This is a genomic window from Metabacillus herbersteinensis (assembly GCF_042433335.1).
Taxonomy (GTDB): domain Bacteria; phylum Bacillota; class Bacilli; order Bacillales; family Bacillaceae; genus Metabacillus; species Metabacillus herbersteinensis.
Genome location: NZ_JBHLVO010000011.1, coordinates 83,883 through 100,836 on the forward strand (window position 1 = coordinate 83,883; position 16,954 = coordinate 100,836).

The window sequence follows — 16,954 nt, forward strand, 5'->3', positions numbered from 1 at the left end:
GGGATCCCTATAGATATGTAAAAAGACACCTTTTAATCATACTAATGGTGTCTTTTTATTTTATAATCCTTTTCTATATGAGTGATGCTGACCTTCTGTACTACCACCTTAAAGTTAATCTTCCCTGTTACTAAATCAACGATTAAATCTGCTGCTATACTTTCTTTCATTAAACATATATGACAAATTATATGGTTCATCAAAGCTCTACCAGTTTTTAAATCTTTTACAATGCTTAATGAAAAGATGATGATTTGTAAATAGAACTAATTACGAAACGTTTTACTATACAACGTAACATCATCAATTCTTTTTATATTTGGCACAAAACCTATTCCAGCACTTTCTGGTACATAAATATAGCCGTCTTTCATTTCGACCTCTGGTTCAATAATGTCTTGTTTCCAATAATGGGAAGATGGAGCTGTGTCTCCAGGTAAGGTGAAATTCGCTAGAGTTGTAATGGCGATGTTGTGAGCTCTGCCGATTCCTGCTTCAAGCATTCCACCACACCAAACAGGAATATCGTGTTTTTCACATAGGTCATGTATTTTTTTAGATTCGGTTAATCCACCAACACGACCAATTTTAAGATTGATGATTTTACAGCTTCCTAGTTCGATTGCTTTTCGTGCATCTTCAACTGTATGAATGCTTTCGTCAAGGCAGATCGGGGTCTTGAGCTCCGCTTGTAACTTGGCATGGTCGATGATGTCATCACAATCAAAGGGCTGTTCAATCATCGTTAAATGAAATGCATCTAATTCTTTAAGATGTTCGATATCATTCAAATTGTAAGCACAATTGGCATCTGCCATCAATTGAATAGAAGGAAACTCTTGACGGATTGCCTTTAAGATATGAACATCCCAACTTGGTTTAATTTTTACTTTTATTCGTTTATATCCCTCGTTTAGATATCCTTCAATTTGCTGAAGCATTTTTCGTTCAGACTCTTGAATTCCAACACTAATCCCTACTTCAACCTTATCCTTTACACCACCTAATGCCTTCGCTAAAGAAAGATTCTTTTCCCTTGCATAAAGATCCCAAATGGCACATTCAAGTGCGGCTTTTGCATTATAATTGCCGCGAATCGGCTTAAAACGGTCAGAAACTTCGTTCGGATGTTTCATTGAGTCTTGGAATAACAGTGGAATTAAGTAATCACTCATCATATGCCAATTCGTTTTCACCGTTTCTTCATTATAAATGGGTTCATTGATTGAAACAGATTCTGCCCACCCAGATAATCCACTTTTTGATTTTACTTCAACAAGGATAATATCTTTATCAAATTCTGTCCCAACACTTGTTGTAAATGGGTACAACAGGTCCATCTTTATATGCCTCAAAGTGATGCTCTTAATCTCCATAGTTAAAATCTCCTTGTGATTCTTTGCTTATTTTTTTTCTAAGAGATAGAGATATTGATTAGGAATTTCATTATCTCTTATTAAATCAGTGACGACCCATCCATGATTTAAATAATGAGTAAAAACTTGGCGTGACTTTTCTCGCCACATTACCGCAAGTAGAAAATTGTCTGTTTTTAATTCTTGAAAGTTACTAGGGACTGGAACAAATAACCTATGATTCTCTAATGTTAGATCCGTTTGTTCTGGGATTAAATCGTTTTGTTGAGTGCTGGTTTTTATCGTTAAATAACGGTCACTAACAGAAAAAATATTCTCAGATTTAGTCGAATGATTAATCCACCACTCTACTAATAAGCGGTCCGTCGGAATTCCAGCATTCAAGTTATCAGCCATTTCACCATATGCATTTTCCATATACGTTGTACTGGTACCCCTTAGCTTATGGAAATTAAGATGCGCATTGACCGTTTCTAACGGATCGAATGTCCAAGTAATAAGATCATACCCTTTTTGAAGCGCAGTTTCTTTTTGAGCAATCTTCAACTTTTCACCAATTCCAAATTTACGATAATCAGGAGAAATCCCTAAGCTATGAGAACAAAGATAGATTTTCTTTCCGTCAAAGCCTGGAAAGCTATATTGAAAGCCAATTAGCTCTCCATTTAAAAATGCACCTAATACAAAACCGCCATTTTTAACAGCAGCGATCGTTTGGTTAAGAGGTACCGAATCTTCCATACTCCAAATGATGGCTTCTAAGTTGCGGACTGATTCTAGCTCCTCTACAGTTTGAAGGTTCCGAATTAAAATAGATGATAAAACTTTTTGTATCAAACGTTCTCCTCCTCCACGTACGGTCGAACTCCTACCATTGCTTCGTATCTGCTAGTAGTAATAGCTTAGTTAAAATTTTTGATCCGTATATCAAGGCTTCTTGATTAAATTGCATGTTCGGGTGATGTAATCCAGGTGTTAAATCACAGCCTAATCCGATCATTGTTGCTGCTAAGTCTGGATTTTTCAATGTATAAAAGTGAAAGTCCTCTGCACCTGGAGACACACAGGGTGATTCTACATTTTCTTCTTCAAGAATGTCAGCGATCGCATGTTGAGCTAAACCCATTGCTCTTGGATGCTTTACCGCAGCTGGTGAATACTCCTCAATGCTGTATTTAATTTCTGTCTCAGTTAACTCAGCGATCGTACCAATAGTATGTTGGGCCATGTCAATAAGTTTTTCCATCGTTCCATTCGATTCTGACCTAAGATCCAATGTAAAACGAGCGGTTTCTGGAATGGAATTAGACGATTCACCACTATGCAGCTCCGTCATTTTTATAGAGTATCGACCGTTCTCCCTTAGACGAATCTGACTGACTGCTTGTATTAATAGGCTCGCTGCTTCAATCGGATTATTTCCTTCTTCAGGTCGTGCTGCATGCGCTGGTATCCCTTTGATCACGCCTTTTACGCTTGCAGTTGATCCATGTAGAATGACTGGTGCTGCTTTTTCAAAAGGAACCTCAATCGATGGGCGTAAGTGAATACCTCCAAGAAACTTAACATTTGTTAGAGCACCATCTTCCATCATTTGCTGGGCCCCTGCTGCCTTTTCCTCTGCAGGCTGAAAAATAAACCGTATGGTATGAGTAAATGGTTGATTCCTTTGTGCTAAAGCAAGCGCCGTAACTAAAACCATCGTACTATGTGCATCATGACCACATGAATGGTTAGCTTTTACGACTCCGTCTACTTCTTGAACTAATGCATCCATATCCGCACGAATCGCAATCACGTCTTGCTTTTCTCCTTCGATTTCAGCGACCAAGCCAAAATGACCATCATAGGTCTGAACACTTACACCTGCCTGTAGAAGCTTCTCTCGAATATAAGTCGAGGTTTTTTCTTCCTTCCAACTTGGTTCAGCGAGTAGATGAAGCTCTTGATAGGTTTGTAAAATATGTTGTCGCTGCTCATGAATAAACTGAATAGGGTCAATCAATTTGAGTACCTCCTAGCTAATACTAAACTCCCTCACGGTTAAAAAATCAGATGAGCAATTGCCACCACGATTGGCAATGTAATGCATGTACGTAATAAAAAGATGAGGATTAAATCTTTTATACTGATTGGTAACTTAGATCCAAGGAGTAATCCACCCATTTCAGACATGTACACAAGTTGAGTGACCGACACACACGCAATGACAAACCGTGTTAACTCACTTTCAATTCCACTACCAATAACAGCTGGTAAAAACATATCTGCAAACCCAACAACGAGCGTTTGAGCAGCTTCATTTGCTTCAGGAACTTGTAATAACGTAAGAATTGGCTCGAACGGCATTCCAAGAATCTTGAAAACCGGTGTGAATTCAGCAACCACTAATGAAATCGTCCCAATTGCCATGACAATTGGAAGCACACCTACCCACATATCTAACACATTTTGAAACCCTTCTTTTAAAATAGAAGTGGCTGAGTTATTTTTTTTAGCTTTATTTACCGCTTGATTTATCCCCCATTTAACAGTTGAAATATCAGAAGGAATATTTGTTTCGACTTGTAAATCGGTATGTTCATAGCCAGAATTCGATTTTCTAGACAGTGGTGGAATACGAGGCATGATTAGGGCAGCAACAAGTCCTGCAAAAATAATCGTTAAATAGTAGTGAATGAAATATTGCTCTAATTTCAAGTAAGTGATTACGACGATCGAGAATGTAATCGATACAACCGAAAACGTAGTCGCAATAACGGCTGCTTCTCGTTTCGTATAATATCCTTCCTCATATTGTTTCGTTGTTAATAAAACGCCAATCGTTCCATCTCCAACCCAAGAAGCTAAGCAATCTAGTGACGAACGCCCAGGCAATGTAAAGACGGGTCTCATCACTTTCATTAATAAGGCCCCAAAAAATTCAAGTAATCCAAAGTTTAATAGAAGGGGCAATAATAAACCCGCTAATAGAAACGTAGAAAAAAGAATCGGAATTAAATCATACATTAATAATCCACCCGTATTCTCTGAATAAATCCATTCCAGTCCCATTTCGTAAAGAGTAATTATTGCAAAAAGCATCCCTAGAAAACGTGCAGATAGCCAAAACTTACTCACGTTCAACAATTTATTTAAAAATAAACTCTCTGTGATAAAACGAGGTTTAAAGAACACTGCTATAAAAGAACCAATAACGGAAAGAGTAATGATAAACATTGTTATCATTGGGATAAGATCACCCAAAAATGTGTTAATTTGATTTGCTAGAAAGGCAACAGGAATTGTGATTCCGTCTTCAGATGTGATCGGTACGATAAACAATAGAATTCCTACTAATGATGGAATTAAAAATTTCAAATAATCTTTCATGGAAAACATATTTACCTGTACTTTATCATTTGTTTTTGGTAGCCCATTCATCTCATTTCCCCCTTTTGTTTCTTGTGTTTTTCTTCCGTACTACTCTAAAAACAATTCTTGATCTGTGTAAAGAAGTTCTAATTTTTGCTGCCGAATACTAATTCTTTCACGATCGCGTATATGTATTCCAGCAATAATGACCTCCAGAAGACTGACAACAGATGCAATCGAATGGTGGCCAGATTCCATCTGTTCTTCTGTTGTTAACGTAATATCTGCTAGTTGGCCAATCGGTGAAAGCTGTCTGTTTGTAATAGCAACGATTATAGCTTTTTGTTTTTTTGCGAAGTTAGCTAGCTTATGAGTTTCCCTCCTATAACGAGGGAATGAAAAAATCACCACAGCCGATTTTTCAGTCAATTCACAGATATCCTCTAGTAAAAATCCGGTTGGACTGGAGAGAAACACATTTTCTCTTAGTTGCTTTAATGTGTAATAAAACCAATAAGCAGCAGCGTACGAACTTCCTAATCCACCGATATAGACTCGGTCTGCTTTAACTAATTCATCAACAGCTTTCCAAATCTCATCCGGACTTAATTGATTCAATAACTGCTGCAAAATTAGTCGTTCTTGATCAATCACATCGCTAAATAAATGTTCTTCATCACGGTCTTCTTTTCGTGGATAATTTCCTTCATCACTAACTGAGTGTTGGTTTGCAAGCCAATCTTTACGAACCATCTCCTGCATCCCAGAATAACCACTAAATCCGAGTGCATACGCTAACCGAATCACCGTGGTCTCACTTACTCCAACCTGCTGACCAATCTGAAAAGCAGTAAGCAACGCCCCTTCATTCATATGGTGTAGTAAAAACTCAGCGACTTTTTTCTGACCTGGAGATAATGTAAGAAAGCTTTCTTTAATGATTTGTGGAAACGTTTTCTGATTCATAATTACTCCTTTCATACGTTATGAAGGAAAAACTTCTTTTTTTCATTGTAATGTATTAAATACTTCATATACAAGTTATTTTTTTAATTATTCTAATTATTAACAATAACCTACTCGAAACTGCTTAATCTGTACGTCTATTAAACTCGCTACCATTTCGCAGAAAATTTGCCATCATTTCCGAGTTATACGAAGAACTTTAAACTTCCTATAAAAATATAACTAAATTATCTAAATAGATTGACATCCTCTTTTCGCTCTGCTATTATCCTTTAATACGTAAAATCATTGAAAAAAAGAGCTAGCGAAAAATTCTGTTCTCCATCCTATCGGCGCTAAGCGAGTGCTGATGTTCAGGAGAGCTTTTTATTTTTTTCAATAAAGGAGAAACTACAGTGAAGAAATTAGACACCTTATTTATTGGAATGATGTTATTTTCGATGTTTTTTGGAGCGGGAAACCTAATATTCCCTGCCTTTTTAGGAGCTCAGTCAGGTACATCCTACTGGATGGCCATGTTAGGATTTATTCTAACTGGTGTTGGATTACCGATTGCCGTGTTGTTTGCTGTTTCTCTTGTTAAAGATGGTGCTCAAACGATTGGGAATCGTGTTCACCCTTTATTCAGTAAAGTCTTTATGGTGATCATCTATTTGTCGATTGGTCCATTTCTCGCCATTCCGAGAAATGCTAGTGTTTCGTATGAAATGGGTGTTAAACCTTTCATTAATGATTCGTGGAACTCATCTATGATTCTATTTTTCTATTCGGCTGTATTCTTTGCAATTGTTTATATTATTAGCTTGGACCCTTCTAAAATGGAAAAGTATATGGGCCGCTGGATCACTCCTATTTTGCTTTTATCCATCGTAATCTTGTGTGCTGTCGGTTTTGTAAAATTGGATGCACCGCTCCAATCACCAGCAGTTACCTATGAAAGTGGAGCCTTTTTCAAAGGATTCATTGAAGGATATTCAACAATGGATGCCCTTGGTGCACTAGCGTTTGGAATCGTCATCCTTACATCGATTCAACAAAGAGGTGTAACAGGCAGAAAGAAATTAATAAACTATACATTGAGATCAGGTGTGATTGCCGGAATATTGCTCACTTTAGTCTATGTAAGTTTGGGATTAATAGGAGGCAAAATGGCATCGAGTGGTTCATTTGAAAATGGCACGGATATCCTGACTGCTGCCTCAACACTTTTATTAGGACAAAGCGGAAAAATCCTACTAGGGTTCATCTTTACATTAGCCTGTTTTACAACAGTAGTTGGCTTAACAACAGCCTGTGGGCAATATTTTTCAAACCTTATTCCGAGGGCTAGTTACAAGTTAGTTGTATTAGCGGTCACCCTGATTGGATTTACTCTATCCAACTTGGGTTTAGCAGGAATACTTAAAGTTTCGGTACCATTCCTTGTTACTGCTTATCCTTTGACGATTGTTTTAATTACACTTACCTTTTTTAACCGTTATTTTAAAAACTCAAAACTAGTGTACAGAAGTGCTATATTATTTACTGGAGTATTTGCAGTGATTGGAGGATTAAAAGCATTTGGTTTGAACGATGGTCCGCTTCTAACGTTTACAAACTATCTTCCACTTTCCTCTGTTGGGTTAGAATGGGTCGTACCGGCACTTGTTGGTACGGGTATAGGGATCGCTTTGAGTGAACACAGTTCACAGCGAATGATCGTAGAGCATATAGATGTGAAAGCTTCGTAGGTTAGGTTAATAGAAAAAAGTGTCAATTCTCTAGGGCTACCATGAGGACTGACACTTTTTTAGTTAAAGAGAAGGTTCTTATCGTTATAAATTTATCTTAACCGGCTCCCCGCTCTCCGCTGACTTCAATGCAGCAACCGCAACTTCCTGTGTGCGAAATGCATCATAATAATTAGAAAGAACTCTTGAAGAATCCCCCGTTCGCACTGCATGAAGAAAGGCCTCATTCTCAAGCAAATAAGGATCCACCGTATCTTGGTGAACAGACTTTAAACCACCGATACTTTTCTCCAAACGATCATGATTGATATGTAAAATTCCTTTATCACTGTAATAATCCAATCCTACTTTAGAGTCACCATCTGGAAGAATGCAAGTATTCGACAGATTAGCGATTACACCACTCTTCATTTTGAGTGTGACCGTCCCAATATCAGGAACTGTTACAAAATCATATGTTTTATGTAACGATCTACTACCAAAAACCGCGTAGACTTCTTCCACTTCACCTGCTGAATACCTTAAAAGGTCGACTAAATGAGTTGTCTGTTCAACAAATTGTCCACCTGATGTTTCCTGGTTCCGCCACCAAGAAACGGTAGGCATAGACCCCATCCAACCTCCTGTAACCATGCCAAGAGTGCTATTTTCTAATTCATTTTTTAAGAATTTTACTGAATCGCGGTACCTAAAATGATAGCCAACCGAAGTAATTAAAGGATTTCGTTGTAGTTTTGAGATTACCTGTTTAGGAACTTCAAGATCTACACTAAGGGGCTTCTCGACTAGAAAAGGGATTCCTCTTTCTATTAATTGCAACTCTAATTCTCCGTGTGCAAATGGTGGCACACAAATATAAACGGCATCTAGTTTCTCACAATCTAGCATCTCAACAAAGTTTCCATACCCTTTCGCGTGATCAAATTCATAAGCAAACTCATCAGCTTTTTGTTTAGTTGTTCCCAATACCGCCTTTATTTGGACGCCTTCCATGGTCGAAAGGATTTTCCCATGTACTCCACTAAACCATCCTGTGCCTACAATTCCGATTTTTAGCATTGGGTAATATCCTCCTCTTATCGATTTTCTTAATTTTAACATGAATAAAAAAAAAGCCTGCAAACTGATCTAAATTATTTAGACTCAGTCTACAAGCTGCGATTTACAATTCCATCGCTTCTATTATTGGTTTAAGAACTGTATTGTTCCTAGCACCATAATCATCACTATCTTTCAATACTCCGTTCATACACATTATAGAACATTCTGAATTCCTGCAGTTCGCGTATTTTACTTTTTAGAGAAAACTCCCATTTTATTATCTGCATAAAGTGTAATTGTTGGCAGGTATTAAACTACTCGCTTACACACCTGAGTATGCCATAAACCCACCATCAACAGGTACAGTAATCCCGGTAACAAATCCAGAACAAGATTCATCAACTAACCAGAGTAGTGTACCGAGAAGGTCTTCAGGCTTTCCAAAGCGTTTCATCGGTGTATTTGTGATAATTTTATTCGATCTTGGTGTTAGTGTTCCATCTTCATTTACCAATAAATCACGGTTTTGCTTCGTTAAGAAGAAGCCAGGTGAAATACTATTCACTCGTAATCCTGTTTCTGCAAAGTGGACGGCCATCCACATTGTGAAATTATTGATCGCACTTTTTGCTGCACTATAAGCAGGAACCTTTGTCATCGGAGAGTATGAACTCATAGAAGACATATTAATGATGACCGGTGATTCTTGTTCCAACAGCTTTTCACCGAAGACTTGGCTCGCCAAAAATGTCCCTGTGAAATTACTTGCAAATACTTGTGAAAATCCTGTCTCATCTAAATCAAAAAATGATTTTCCTTCCACAGCTTCTCCATATGTTTCCGGTGAAGTTATGGCGTCTGGGTGATTTCCACCTGCCCCATTTATTAATATATCTACTCTTCCAAATCGGGCGACTACTTGATCTCTCGCCTGTTCTAATGAAGCCCGGTCAAGCACATCGGCAGCTATGGCAATAGCCGTTCCACCTTGTAGATGGATTTCTTCAGCTACCGCTTCACCTTTCTCAACCGTACGATTTAATATCGCTATATTCACGCCATGTCTTGCAAGTTCCCGACACATTTCCGAACATAGTACTCCGCTTCCTCCTGTTACCACAGCGACTCGTCCTGATAAATGATCATGTATAGGAATCATGACAACTCCTCCTTTATAATTTCATGAAAAGCATCCAATTGACCGAACACACCTTCTTCTGCATTCTTCCCCCGAATCACAGCAACGACTTTCATTGTCTCTAACGATTTCAGTACTTCCAACTTTTTTATCACGTGTTTTCCTCCTACTAAAACACAATAAGTGCTTTTCTGACGATGTCTGGATTTTCTTCAACGAATGTGAAAGCTTCTTGTACATCTTTTAAAGCAAATTTATGGGTAATCAACCCATTCGATTGAAGTTTGTTTTCATTTAATAAAGTAACAATTTTCTTAAATTGATCGGTTTGCAGACGAGAGCCTACTATCGTCAACTCTTTCTTCGTTATCGGTAATTGTGAAATAGCTGCTGTTCGCTCATCAAATCCTAAAACAACAACCGTACCTGCAATAGAAGCTACTTTTAGCCCTAATTCAAATGTAGAAGGTAGACACACTGCGTCAATGACTACATTAGCTCCTTCACCTTCCGTAAATTCCATAACTCTCTCTTCAATAGCCTCATTTGCTGCATGAATGACTAGATCTGCTCCATTTTCTTTCGCAAAATCTAGGCGTTCTTCTTTTAGATCACTCATCATGACGGTTGCACCTGCAAGCTTCGCCATTTTCAAAATGCAAATGCCTATTGGGCCGCAACCTTGGATGAAAACGGTGTCTCCTTCTCTAACATTCCCTCTCCACACTGCTTGAGCACCGATTGTATATGGCTCTGCAAAAACAATTTCGTCCCAATCAAGCGATGGATTGACAGCATGTAATTGTTTTTCAGGAAGGACGATAAACTCTCGCATCCCTCCATCTTCATGTACGCCAAATACAGATAGTGATTCACATACATTCGGACGGCCTTTGCGGCAGGCATAACATTCACCACAATAACGAATCGGTTCGACTACTACATGGTCTCCAGGTTTCAAAATTGACACACTTTCTCCAACTGCGACAACTTCTCCAGCAACTTCATGACCCGCCACTCGAGGATATGTAGCAAGAGGATTTGTTCCGTGATAAATATGCATATCAGATCCGCAAATGCCCACTCGTTTAACTTTTACAATCACTTCATGTGCTTCGTTAATAACTGGTTTCTCAACATCCAATGAAACTAACTCCATCGGGTTTGTAATTCGAACAGCTTTCATCTTGACACTCCCTTATTCAAATAAATTTGGTAAGAACAAAGTAACTTGTGGTACAAAAGCAACGATTAATAATACGATCAAACTAACACCAATAAATGGAATAAGTTCCCTTGTAGTTGTCCCAATTGATACTTTTCCAATCTGGGAGGCAACGAATAAACAAACACCGACTGGTGGAGTGACTAGACCAATAACTAAAGTTAACACCATCATGACACCGAATTGGATAGGATCCATTCCTATTGTCATAGCGACAGGTAATAAAACTGGGAACAAAATGACCAATGCTGCAATTGTTTCCATAAAAGTACCAACAAATAGAAGTAACACTATGATTAAAAGGATAACGACAACAGAATTAGTTGAAATTCCTAAAATAAGATCAGCTACCATTTGCGGAATTTGTTCGCTAACCATAATCCATCCAAACAGATTGGCAAACCCTACGAGCAACATAATAGAAGCAGTAGAAGTCATGGTAGAAAGCATAATTTCCGGAATTTTTTTAATTGGTAATTCTTTATAAATAAATATTCCAACAATTAAAGCATAAATGACGGAAACAATGGATGCTTCAGTTGGTGTAAAATACCCTCCTAAAATTCCATACAAAATAATGACGGTCATTAATAGTGCCCAAAACGCACCAGTGAAGCTTTTCCAAATTTCTGTTAAAGATTTTCGTTCACCTTTTGGGTAGTTTCTTTTGACTGAAATGAGATAGGTTGGGATCATTAAGCCTAAACCAAGCAAAATCCCTGGTATTGCACCAGCTAAAAATAAATCTCCAATTGAAAGGGAAGCTAGTGTACCGACTATAATCATTGGAAGGGATGGTGGAATAATCGGTCCTACCGTTGAAGAGGATGCTGTAACCGCAGCAGAGAAACCTGCACCATAACCTTCCTTTTTCATGGCTGGGATAAGAATAGCCCCGATACTCGCTGTATCTGCGAGGGCTGTCCCTGAAATACCAGCAAAACCCATTGAAGCACCAACATTAGCTAATCCCAATCCACCGCGAATACGGCCAAGAAGATTGTTAGCAAACTGAATAATCCTATCTGTTATTCCACCTGCATTCATTAAGTTACCAGCAAGAATAAAGCCTGGTATACAAAGTAAAACGAATGAATTTAAACCACTGAACATCTTTTGTGGAATAATGTTTAGTGGAATATCAGCTACAATTAAATAAATGAGGGATGAAAGACCTAAACCAAAAGCTACCGGTACGCCTAGAAAGATTAAAATGATAAACGAGACGAACAATAAAAGGGCCATTAGATTTCTCCACCTCCATCTACTTCATAAGGATTCTTTTTATTACGAATTAAGAAGCCAATTTTGATCAATGAAAAGATCAATAAGAAAATACTCATGATAAATATGGATGCATGTATAACAGACATTTGAAATGGCATCGTAGCAGAAGATTGATTATTTCCCAATTGCATAAAGGCATATCCTTCTTTCACCATGATTGCACTTAATAGTAGTATTGTTAAATAGATACCAATCTCGTAATATCTTTTCACTGTCCCTGAAAATCTGCCTATAATTAGGTCCACATTAATAAATTCATTTCGAAGTAATGCAAGTGGTGCTCCAAAACAAATTGCATATAAGAAAAAATAACGCGTTAACTCTTCAGTCCAAATGAAGGAATACGGGAAATAGCGGGACAATATTTGAATCGTAACTATAATAATAACTCCTGCAAAACTTACAATCGTTAAAAACGATAGTATACGAGTTACCCATTTTAAAAGATTCATTTTTCAGTTGACTCCTTTCTAAAGGAAAGGCACTGTTGACTTATCTATTGTCAACGGTGCCTATTTATTTTTTTACTCTGATCCTAAAATTCTTTCATATAATTCGAATTGTTCTTCTGAAAGAGATGATTGTATTGCAGGGGTCATCGCTTCTCGGAAAGCATCTTGATCCACTTCAACAAATTCCATGCCCTCTTCTTTCAATTCGTTTTCAATAGCACCAATTTCTTCATCATATAATTTTTCTCCAAAAGCTTGAGCTTCTTGAGCCGCTTCAAAAACAGCTTCACGTTGCTCATCTGTTAAAGATTCTAATTGCTTATTTCCTACTAAAATATAAATCCAAGAGTATACATGTTCTGTTTTATTCACATAATCTTGAACTTCATATAAACCACCACTTTGAATTAAATCGACAGGATTCTCTTGCCCATCAATAACACCTTGTTGTATTCCAGTAAACACTTCATTAAAATCCATTACTTGAGGTTTTGCACCTGCTGCTTCCCATGCATCCAAGAATAAAGGAACGTTCGGAACACGCATACTAAATCCTTCTAGATCTTCTGGAGACTTAATTGGCTCAGAAGAGGTTAAGTTACGTGGTGCACGAGTATGGTAATAGAGAGATGTTAATTGAGCTTTCTCTTTAATTTCCTCTTCAATTTCGTCTCCAATTTCACCTTCAACAACCGTTTTAACATGTTCTAAATTTTTGAACGCATACGGAGTTGCCATTAAAGCAGCTTTTGGAGCCCAGTTCTGCAATGTTTCACCTGAAACGACAAGATCGGCGGTTCCTGCTTGAATCGCATTAATTGTATCTGTTTCCCCACCTAATGAGTTATTTGGGTATAGTGTAATTTCAATTTGTCCTTCTGATTTTTCTTTAACTAAATTCGCAAACTCTGTAGCTGTTTTATGCCAAATATGATTTTCATCAGCCAAATGTCCAAGCTTCCACTTAATTACTTCACCTTCTTGTGCATTTCCACCGACATCCCCACCTGAACTACAAGCTCCTAAAAGTAACATAACTGCAAGAATTGCTGATAATAAACTTATTTTTTTCATTCTTAAATCCCCCTTATATTTTCATTATTTCATTGATACTCCTATCAGTTATTTTTCTACCACGCATCACCCCTTTCCTAAAGATCTCAGATTAGCTGGTAGAACCTGATTTTTAAGATCGATTAAGTTTAGGTTGTTAAATAGTGATAAACCGTTGATGCGATGGAAATGCCATGTTCAAGATTCAATTCTTCATTGCTTTGTTCGATGTCCCCAGGAACAAATACTTGTGAAAAGCCAGGTGCTGGAGGTGCATTTCGAAGCTCATCCATCATTTGATCCATTTGCTCTAAAAATACATCTGTATTCGTAAAGTACGAAGGGTTAATGGCACAGAAATAATGACCCAACTTCCTTTTTTTGTCTAAATCGCCATACATTTTAGAAATATGGGGACCAAATGCCGCACCCGCTAACAGTCCCGAGAAAATATCAACGATAAGTGATAGTCCATAGCCTTTCGGACCTCCAAATGGGGAAAGAGACACTACTTTAGTTGGGTCCGTGACCGTTTCACCATTTTCATCCACTCCCCAATCAGATGGGATTTCTTTTCCTTCTTCTTTATATTGGAGAATTTTACCGAGAGCGGCATTTGAAGTTGCCATATCCAAAATAAACGGCTTATTCTTTTTAGCTGGAACTCCAAATGCCATTGGATTTGTTCCTAAAAATGATTCTTTTCCACCAAATGGAACAACAATTTTATCTGTGTGAGACATCGCCATTCCAATTAAATTTTGTTCTGCTGCTTTTTGAACAAAATAACTAAGAGCACCGCAATGACTGCTATTCTTTACTGTTACCATTCCTATTCCATTTTCTTTTGCCATGTCGATTGCGTGCTGCATGGCAATGTCACCAATGACATGACCAAAACCGTCATCACCATCGGCCACACCAGTCACTGGACCTGTTTTATGAAAAGAAATAGACGGGTTTGGGTTAATGCCACCAGCTTGTAAACGATTAACATAATGCTCGGTACGGAGCACCCCATGTGAATTCACATTGCGCAAATCAGCATGTACAAGAACTTCAGCTACTTTCTTGGCATGTTCACTGTTTAAACCAGCATTCGTTAGTTTTTGTATGACAAGTTTTTTAGCTTCTTGATGTGAAATCACAATACTAGGCATATTGATCCTCCTACTCTATATTCTCATGCTTGTTTTTCATCTCTTCGTGTGAAGTTGATTTCCTATACTATCAATAATAGCTGCATCTATAATAGGACTTGTGCTGCTTGGTCAAACTGATTTACTAATGGCTGTATCGTTTGAAGGCTTCCTAGCTTGTGGTTACCTTCTGCTTAGATGCAGTTACCCCCTGCTTAGCTTTTTCGTAAGCATCCCATAAACCCCATAAATACATAATTCCAAGAGCTCTATCATAAAGCCCATATCCAGGCCTGCATTCCTCATCCCAAATATGTCTGCCATGATCAGGTCTTGCATACCCTGTAAAACCATTCTCGTGGTAGGCCTTCACAATGTCACAAATGTCTACCGAACCATCACAAGTTCTATGAGATGTCTCAATAAAATCGCCATTTTCATAGATTTTCACATTTCGAATATGAGCAAAGGGAATTCGATCTGCAAATTCTCTTACCATCTCTGCAACATTGTTATCAGGATTTGCACCTAAAGAACCACTACACAGAGTGACGCAGTTGAATGGGCTATCAACAAGGTTTAACAATCTTTTAATGTTCTCTTTGTTCGTCATAATTCTTGGCAGTCCGAAAACAGGCCATGGCGGATCATCAGGATGAATCGCCATTTTAATATCGTTTATCTCAGCGATTGGAATAATTTGTTCTAAAAAGTATTGAAGGTTATTCCATAAGTCTTCTTCCGTGACGTTTTTATACGCTTCAAAAAGTTTAGAAAGATGTGCTAGTCTCTCAGGTTCCCAACCAGGCATTGTAAACTCTGGATTTTTAGATAATTTTCCCACTAGCTCGATAGGATCCATGCTGTCGACCTTCGCCTTTTCATAGAATAGAGCTGTTGAACCATCTTCTAGTTCTTTATGTAAATCCGTTCTGATCCAATCGAATACAGGCATAAAGTTATAGCAAATTACTTTTACTCCAACCTTAGCTAACTTCTCAATGGTACGTTTATAATTTTCAATATAATGATCTCTAGTTGCAAGCCCAAGCTTTATATCTTCGTGAATATTCACACTTTCGACAACCTCTATGTTTAAACCATACTTGTCACCTAGTTTTTTAACTTCAACAATCTTCTCCATTGGCCACTCTGTACCCGCAGAAATATCATGGAGCGCCCAAACAATTCCCTCTACACCTGGGATTTGTTTAATCTGATCAAGTGTAACGCTATCATTATCCTCGCCGTACCATCTAAATACCATTCTCATCGCTTAACCCCTCCAAATATCTTTTCTTACTTGTTTATTCAATAATTTTCGAGACCTTCAATGTTTGAGAAATCTCCCTTACTCTTAAATAAAAATAATTTTAATATCTTAATACACTCTTTTTCACTTGTAAATATAGCTTTTAATATTAATAAAGGTAGCGCTTACAAAAATGATAGAATTGAATATATTTATTAGAATATTCAATTTTCTAATTCATTCTTTTTTAAAGTTTTACTTAAAATAACTAGGATACTCTTCTTTTAGTTTTTCTTTATCAAAAACAACCATTGTTAAGTGTTCTTGTATAACCTTTACAGCCACTTCTGGTTTTTTATTTTTAATGGCCTCTACAATCATTAAGTGTTGATGATAAATGTTATCCCAATTAAAATCAGCTACTAACCTTAACACACGGATTCGATTAAAGGGCATGTTCATTTGTTGAATTGTAAACCAAATATTGCTTTTTTTACATTCTTCAAAAATCGTCTGATGAAGTTCTTCATCAAGTTGGAATAACTGTTCGTAATTTCTTTCTTTCATACACATTTCTTGCATTTTTAAATTCATCTCTAGTGAAAAAAGTTTTTCCTGTGAAAAATTTTCGCAAGCTAACTTAATAACAGCAATCTCTAAGTGCTCTCTCATGAACCTTGCCTCTTCCACAAGATTTAAATCAATTAGCGAAACGCATGTCCCTTTTTGAGGATAAATATCTAATAACCCTTCTTTTGATAGCTGAAGAAAAGACTCTCTAACAGGTGTTCGACTTACTTTAAATTTCTCTGAGATTTCTTTTTCGGAAATTTGATCACCTGGCAAAAGAATTAATTTCAAAATGTCTTCTTTTAAGAGAGAATAGATATGACCTCTTGTTGACAGCGTTTTCATTTTAGAATCTATATTCAAATTACCCA

The 16,954-nt window shown here is 37.4% G+C and carries 16 protein-coding genes; 1 reads left to right on the forward strand and 15 read right to left on the reverse strand.

Features of this window, described 5'->3' with window-relative positions; genetic code table 11:
- Positions 1 to 266: 266 nt before the first annotated feature.
- The 5 genes from menC to ACFFIX_RS14315 are packed head-to-tail and all read right to left on the reverse strand — an operon-like array spanning position 267 to position 5,696.
- Complete coding sequence (menC, locus tag ACFFIX_RS14295) at positions 267 to 1,376, reverse strand: o-succinylbenzoate synthase (protein ID WP_378935060.1); 1,110 nt, start codon at positions 1,374 to 1,376, stop codon at positions 267 to 269.
- Between the two features lie 27 nt (positions 1,377 to 1,403).
- Positions 1,404 to 2,213 (reverse strand): GNAT family N-acetyltransferase, encoded by an 810-nt coding sequence (locus ACFFIX_RS14300; RefSeq protein WP_378935062.1) that lies wholly within the window; start codon positions 2,211 to 2,213, stop codon positions 1,404 to 1,406.
- 31 nt (positions 2,214 to 2,244) lie between these two features.
- Entirely contained in the window at positions 2,245 to 3,381 is a 1,137-nt protein-coding gene (locus tag ACFFIX_RS14305; RefSeq protein WP_378935064.1) for an amidohydrolase, read from the reverse strand.
- A gap of 38 nt (positions 3,382 to 3,419) precedes the next feature.
- Positions 3,420 to 4,799 carry a YjiH family protein gene (locus tag ACFFIX_RS14310; protein ID WP_378935066.1) on the reverse strand — a complete coding sequence of 460 codons (1,380 nt, stop codon included), beginning with the start codon at positions 4,797 to 4,799 and terminating at the stop codon, positions 3,420 to 3,422.
- Positions 4,800 to 4,838: 39 nt separating this feature from the next.
- Positions 4,839 to 5,696: a MurR/RpiR family transcriptional regulator gene (locus tag ACFFIX_RS14315; RefSeq protein ID WP_378935068.1), complete on the reverse strand. Its 858-nt coding sequence runs from the start codon at positions 5,694 to 5,696 to the stop codon at positions 4,839 to 4,841.
- Positions 5,697 to 6,091: 395 nt separating this feature from the next.
- Between ACFFIX_RS14315 and brnQ the strand changes: the two genes are divergently transcribed.
- Entirely contained in the window at positions 6,092 to 7,426 is a 1,335-nt protein-coding gene (gene brnQ, locus ACFFIX_RS14320) for a branched-chain amino acid transport system II carrier protein (RefSeq protein WP_378935070.1), read from the forward strand.
- An 84-nt stretch (positions 7,427 to 7,510) separates the two neighbouring features.
- Here brnQ and ACFFIX_RS14325 read toward each other — a convergent pair whose 3' ends face one another.
- The 10 genes from ACFFIX_RS14325 to ACFFIX_RS14370 all read right to left on the reverse strand — a co-directional run bounded on the left by ACFFIX_RS14325 (position 7,511) and on the right by ACFFIX_RS14370 (position 16,928).
- Positions 7,511 to 8,485 (reverse strand): Gfo/Idh/MocA family protein, encoded by a 975-nt coding sequence (locus ACFFIX_RS14325; RefSeq protein WP_378935072.1) that lies wholly within the window; start codon positions 8,483 to 8,485, stop codon positions 7,511 to 7,513.
- Positions 8,486 to 8,789: 304 nt separating this feature from the next.
- Positions 8,790 to 9,626, reverse strand: a complete 837-nt coding sequence (locus ACFFIX_RS14330) for an SDR family oxidoreductase (protein ID WP_378935074.1) — start codon at positions 9,624 to 9,626, stop codon at positions 8,790 to 8,792.
- The gene (locus ACFFIX_RS14335) at positions 9,623 to 9,760 is read right to left on the reverse strand and encodes a hypothetical protein (protein ID WP_378935076.1); all 138 of its coding nucleotides are present in this window, start codon (positions 9,758 to 9,760) and stop codon (positions 9,623 to 9,625) included. The genes ACFFIX_RS14330 and ACFFIX_RS14335 overlap by 4 nt, the downstream gene beginning before the upstream one ends.
- 14 nt (positions 9,761 to 9,774) lie before the next feature.
- Complete coding sequence (locus ACFFIX_RS14340) at positions 9,775 to 10,791, reverse strand: zinc-binding alcohol dehydrogenase family protein (protein ID WP_378935078.1); 1,017 nt, start codon at positions 10,789 to 10,791, stop codon at positions 9,775 to 9,777.
- 12 nt (positions 10,792 to 10,803) lie between these two features.
- Positions 10,804 to 12,075 carry a TRAP transporter large permease gene (locus ACFFIX_RS14345; RefSeq protein WP_378935080.1) on the reverse strand — a complete coding sequence of 424 codons (1,272 nt, stop codon included), beginning with the start codon at positions 12,073 to 12,075 and terminating at the stop codon, positions 10,804 to 10,806.
- Positions 12,075 to 12,569: a TRAP transporter small permease gene (locus tag ACFFIX_RS14350; protein ID WP_378935082.1), complete on the reverse strand. Its 495-nt coding sequence runs from the start codon at positions 12,567 to 12,569 to the stop codon at positions 12,075 to 12,077. Before ACFFIX_RS14350 ends, ACFFIX_RS14345 begins: the two co-directional genes overlap by 1 nt.
- A gap of 72 nt (positions 12,570 to 12,641) precedes the next feature.
- A complete protein-coding gene (locus tag ACFFIX_RS14355) occupies positions 12,642 to 13,643 on the reverse strand; it encodes a TRAP transporter substrate-binding protein (RefSeq protein ID WP_378935084.1) in 1,002 nt (333 codons plus the stop codon).
- Between the two features lie 128 nt (positions 13,644 to 13,771).
- Complete coding sequence (gene allD, locus ACFFIX_RS14360) at positions 13,772 to 14,782, reverse strand: ureidoglycolate dehydrogenase (protein WP_378935086.1); 1,011 nt, start codon at positions 14,780 to 14,782, stop codon at positions 13,772 to 13,774.
- 151 nt (positions 14,783 to 14,933) lie between these two features.
- Positions 14,934 to 16,034 carry a mannonate dehydratase gene (uxuA, locus tag ACFFIX_RS14365; protein WP_378935088.1) on the reverse strand — a complete coding sequence of 367 codons (1,101 nt, stop codon included), beginning with the start codon at positions 16,032 to 16,034 and terminating at the stop codon, positions 14,934 to 14,936.
- A gap of 234 nt (positions 16,035 to 16,268) precedes the next feature.
- Positions 16,269 to 16,928: a GntR family transcriptional regulator gene (locus ACFFIX_RS14370; RefSeq protein WP_378935090.1), complete on the reverse strand. Its 660-nt coding sequence runs from the start codon at positions 16,926 to 16,928 to the stop codon at positions 16,269 to 16,271.
- Positions 16,929 to 16,954: the final 26 nt, after the last annotated feature.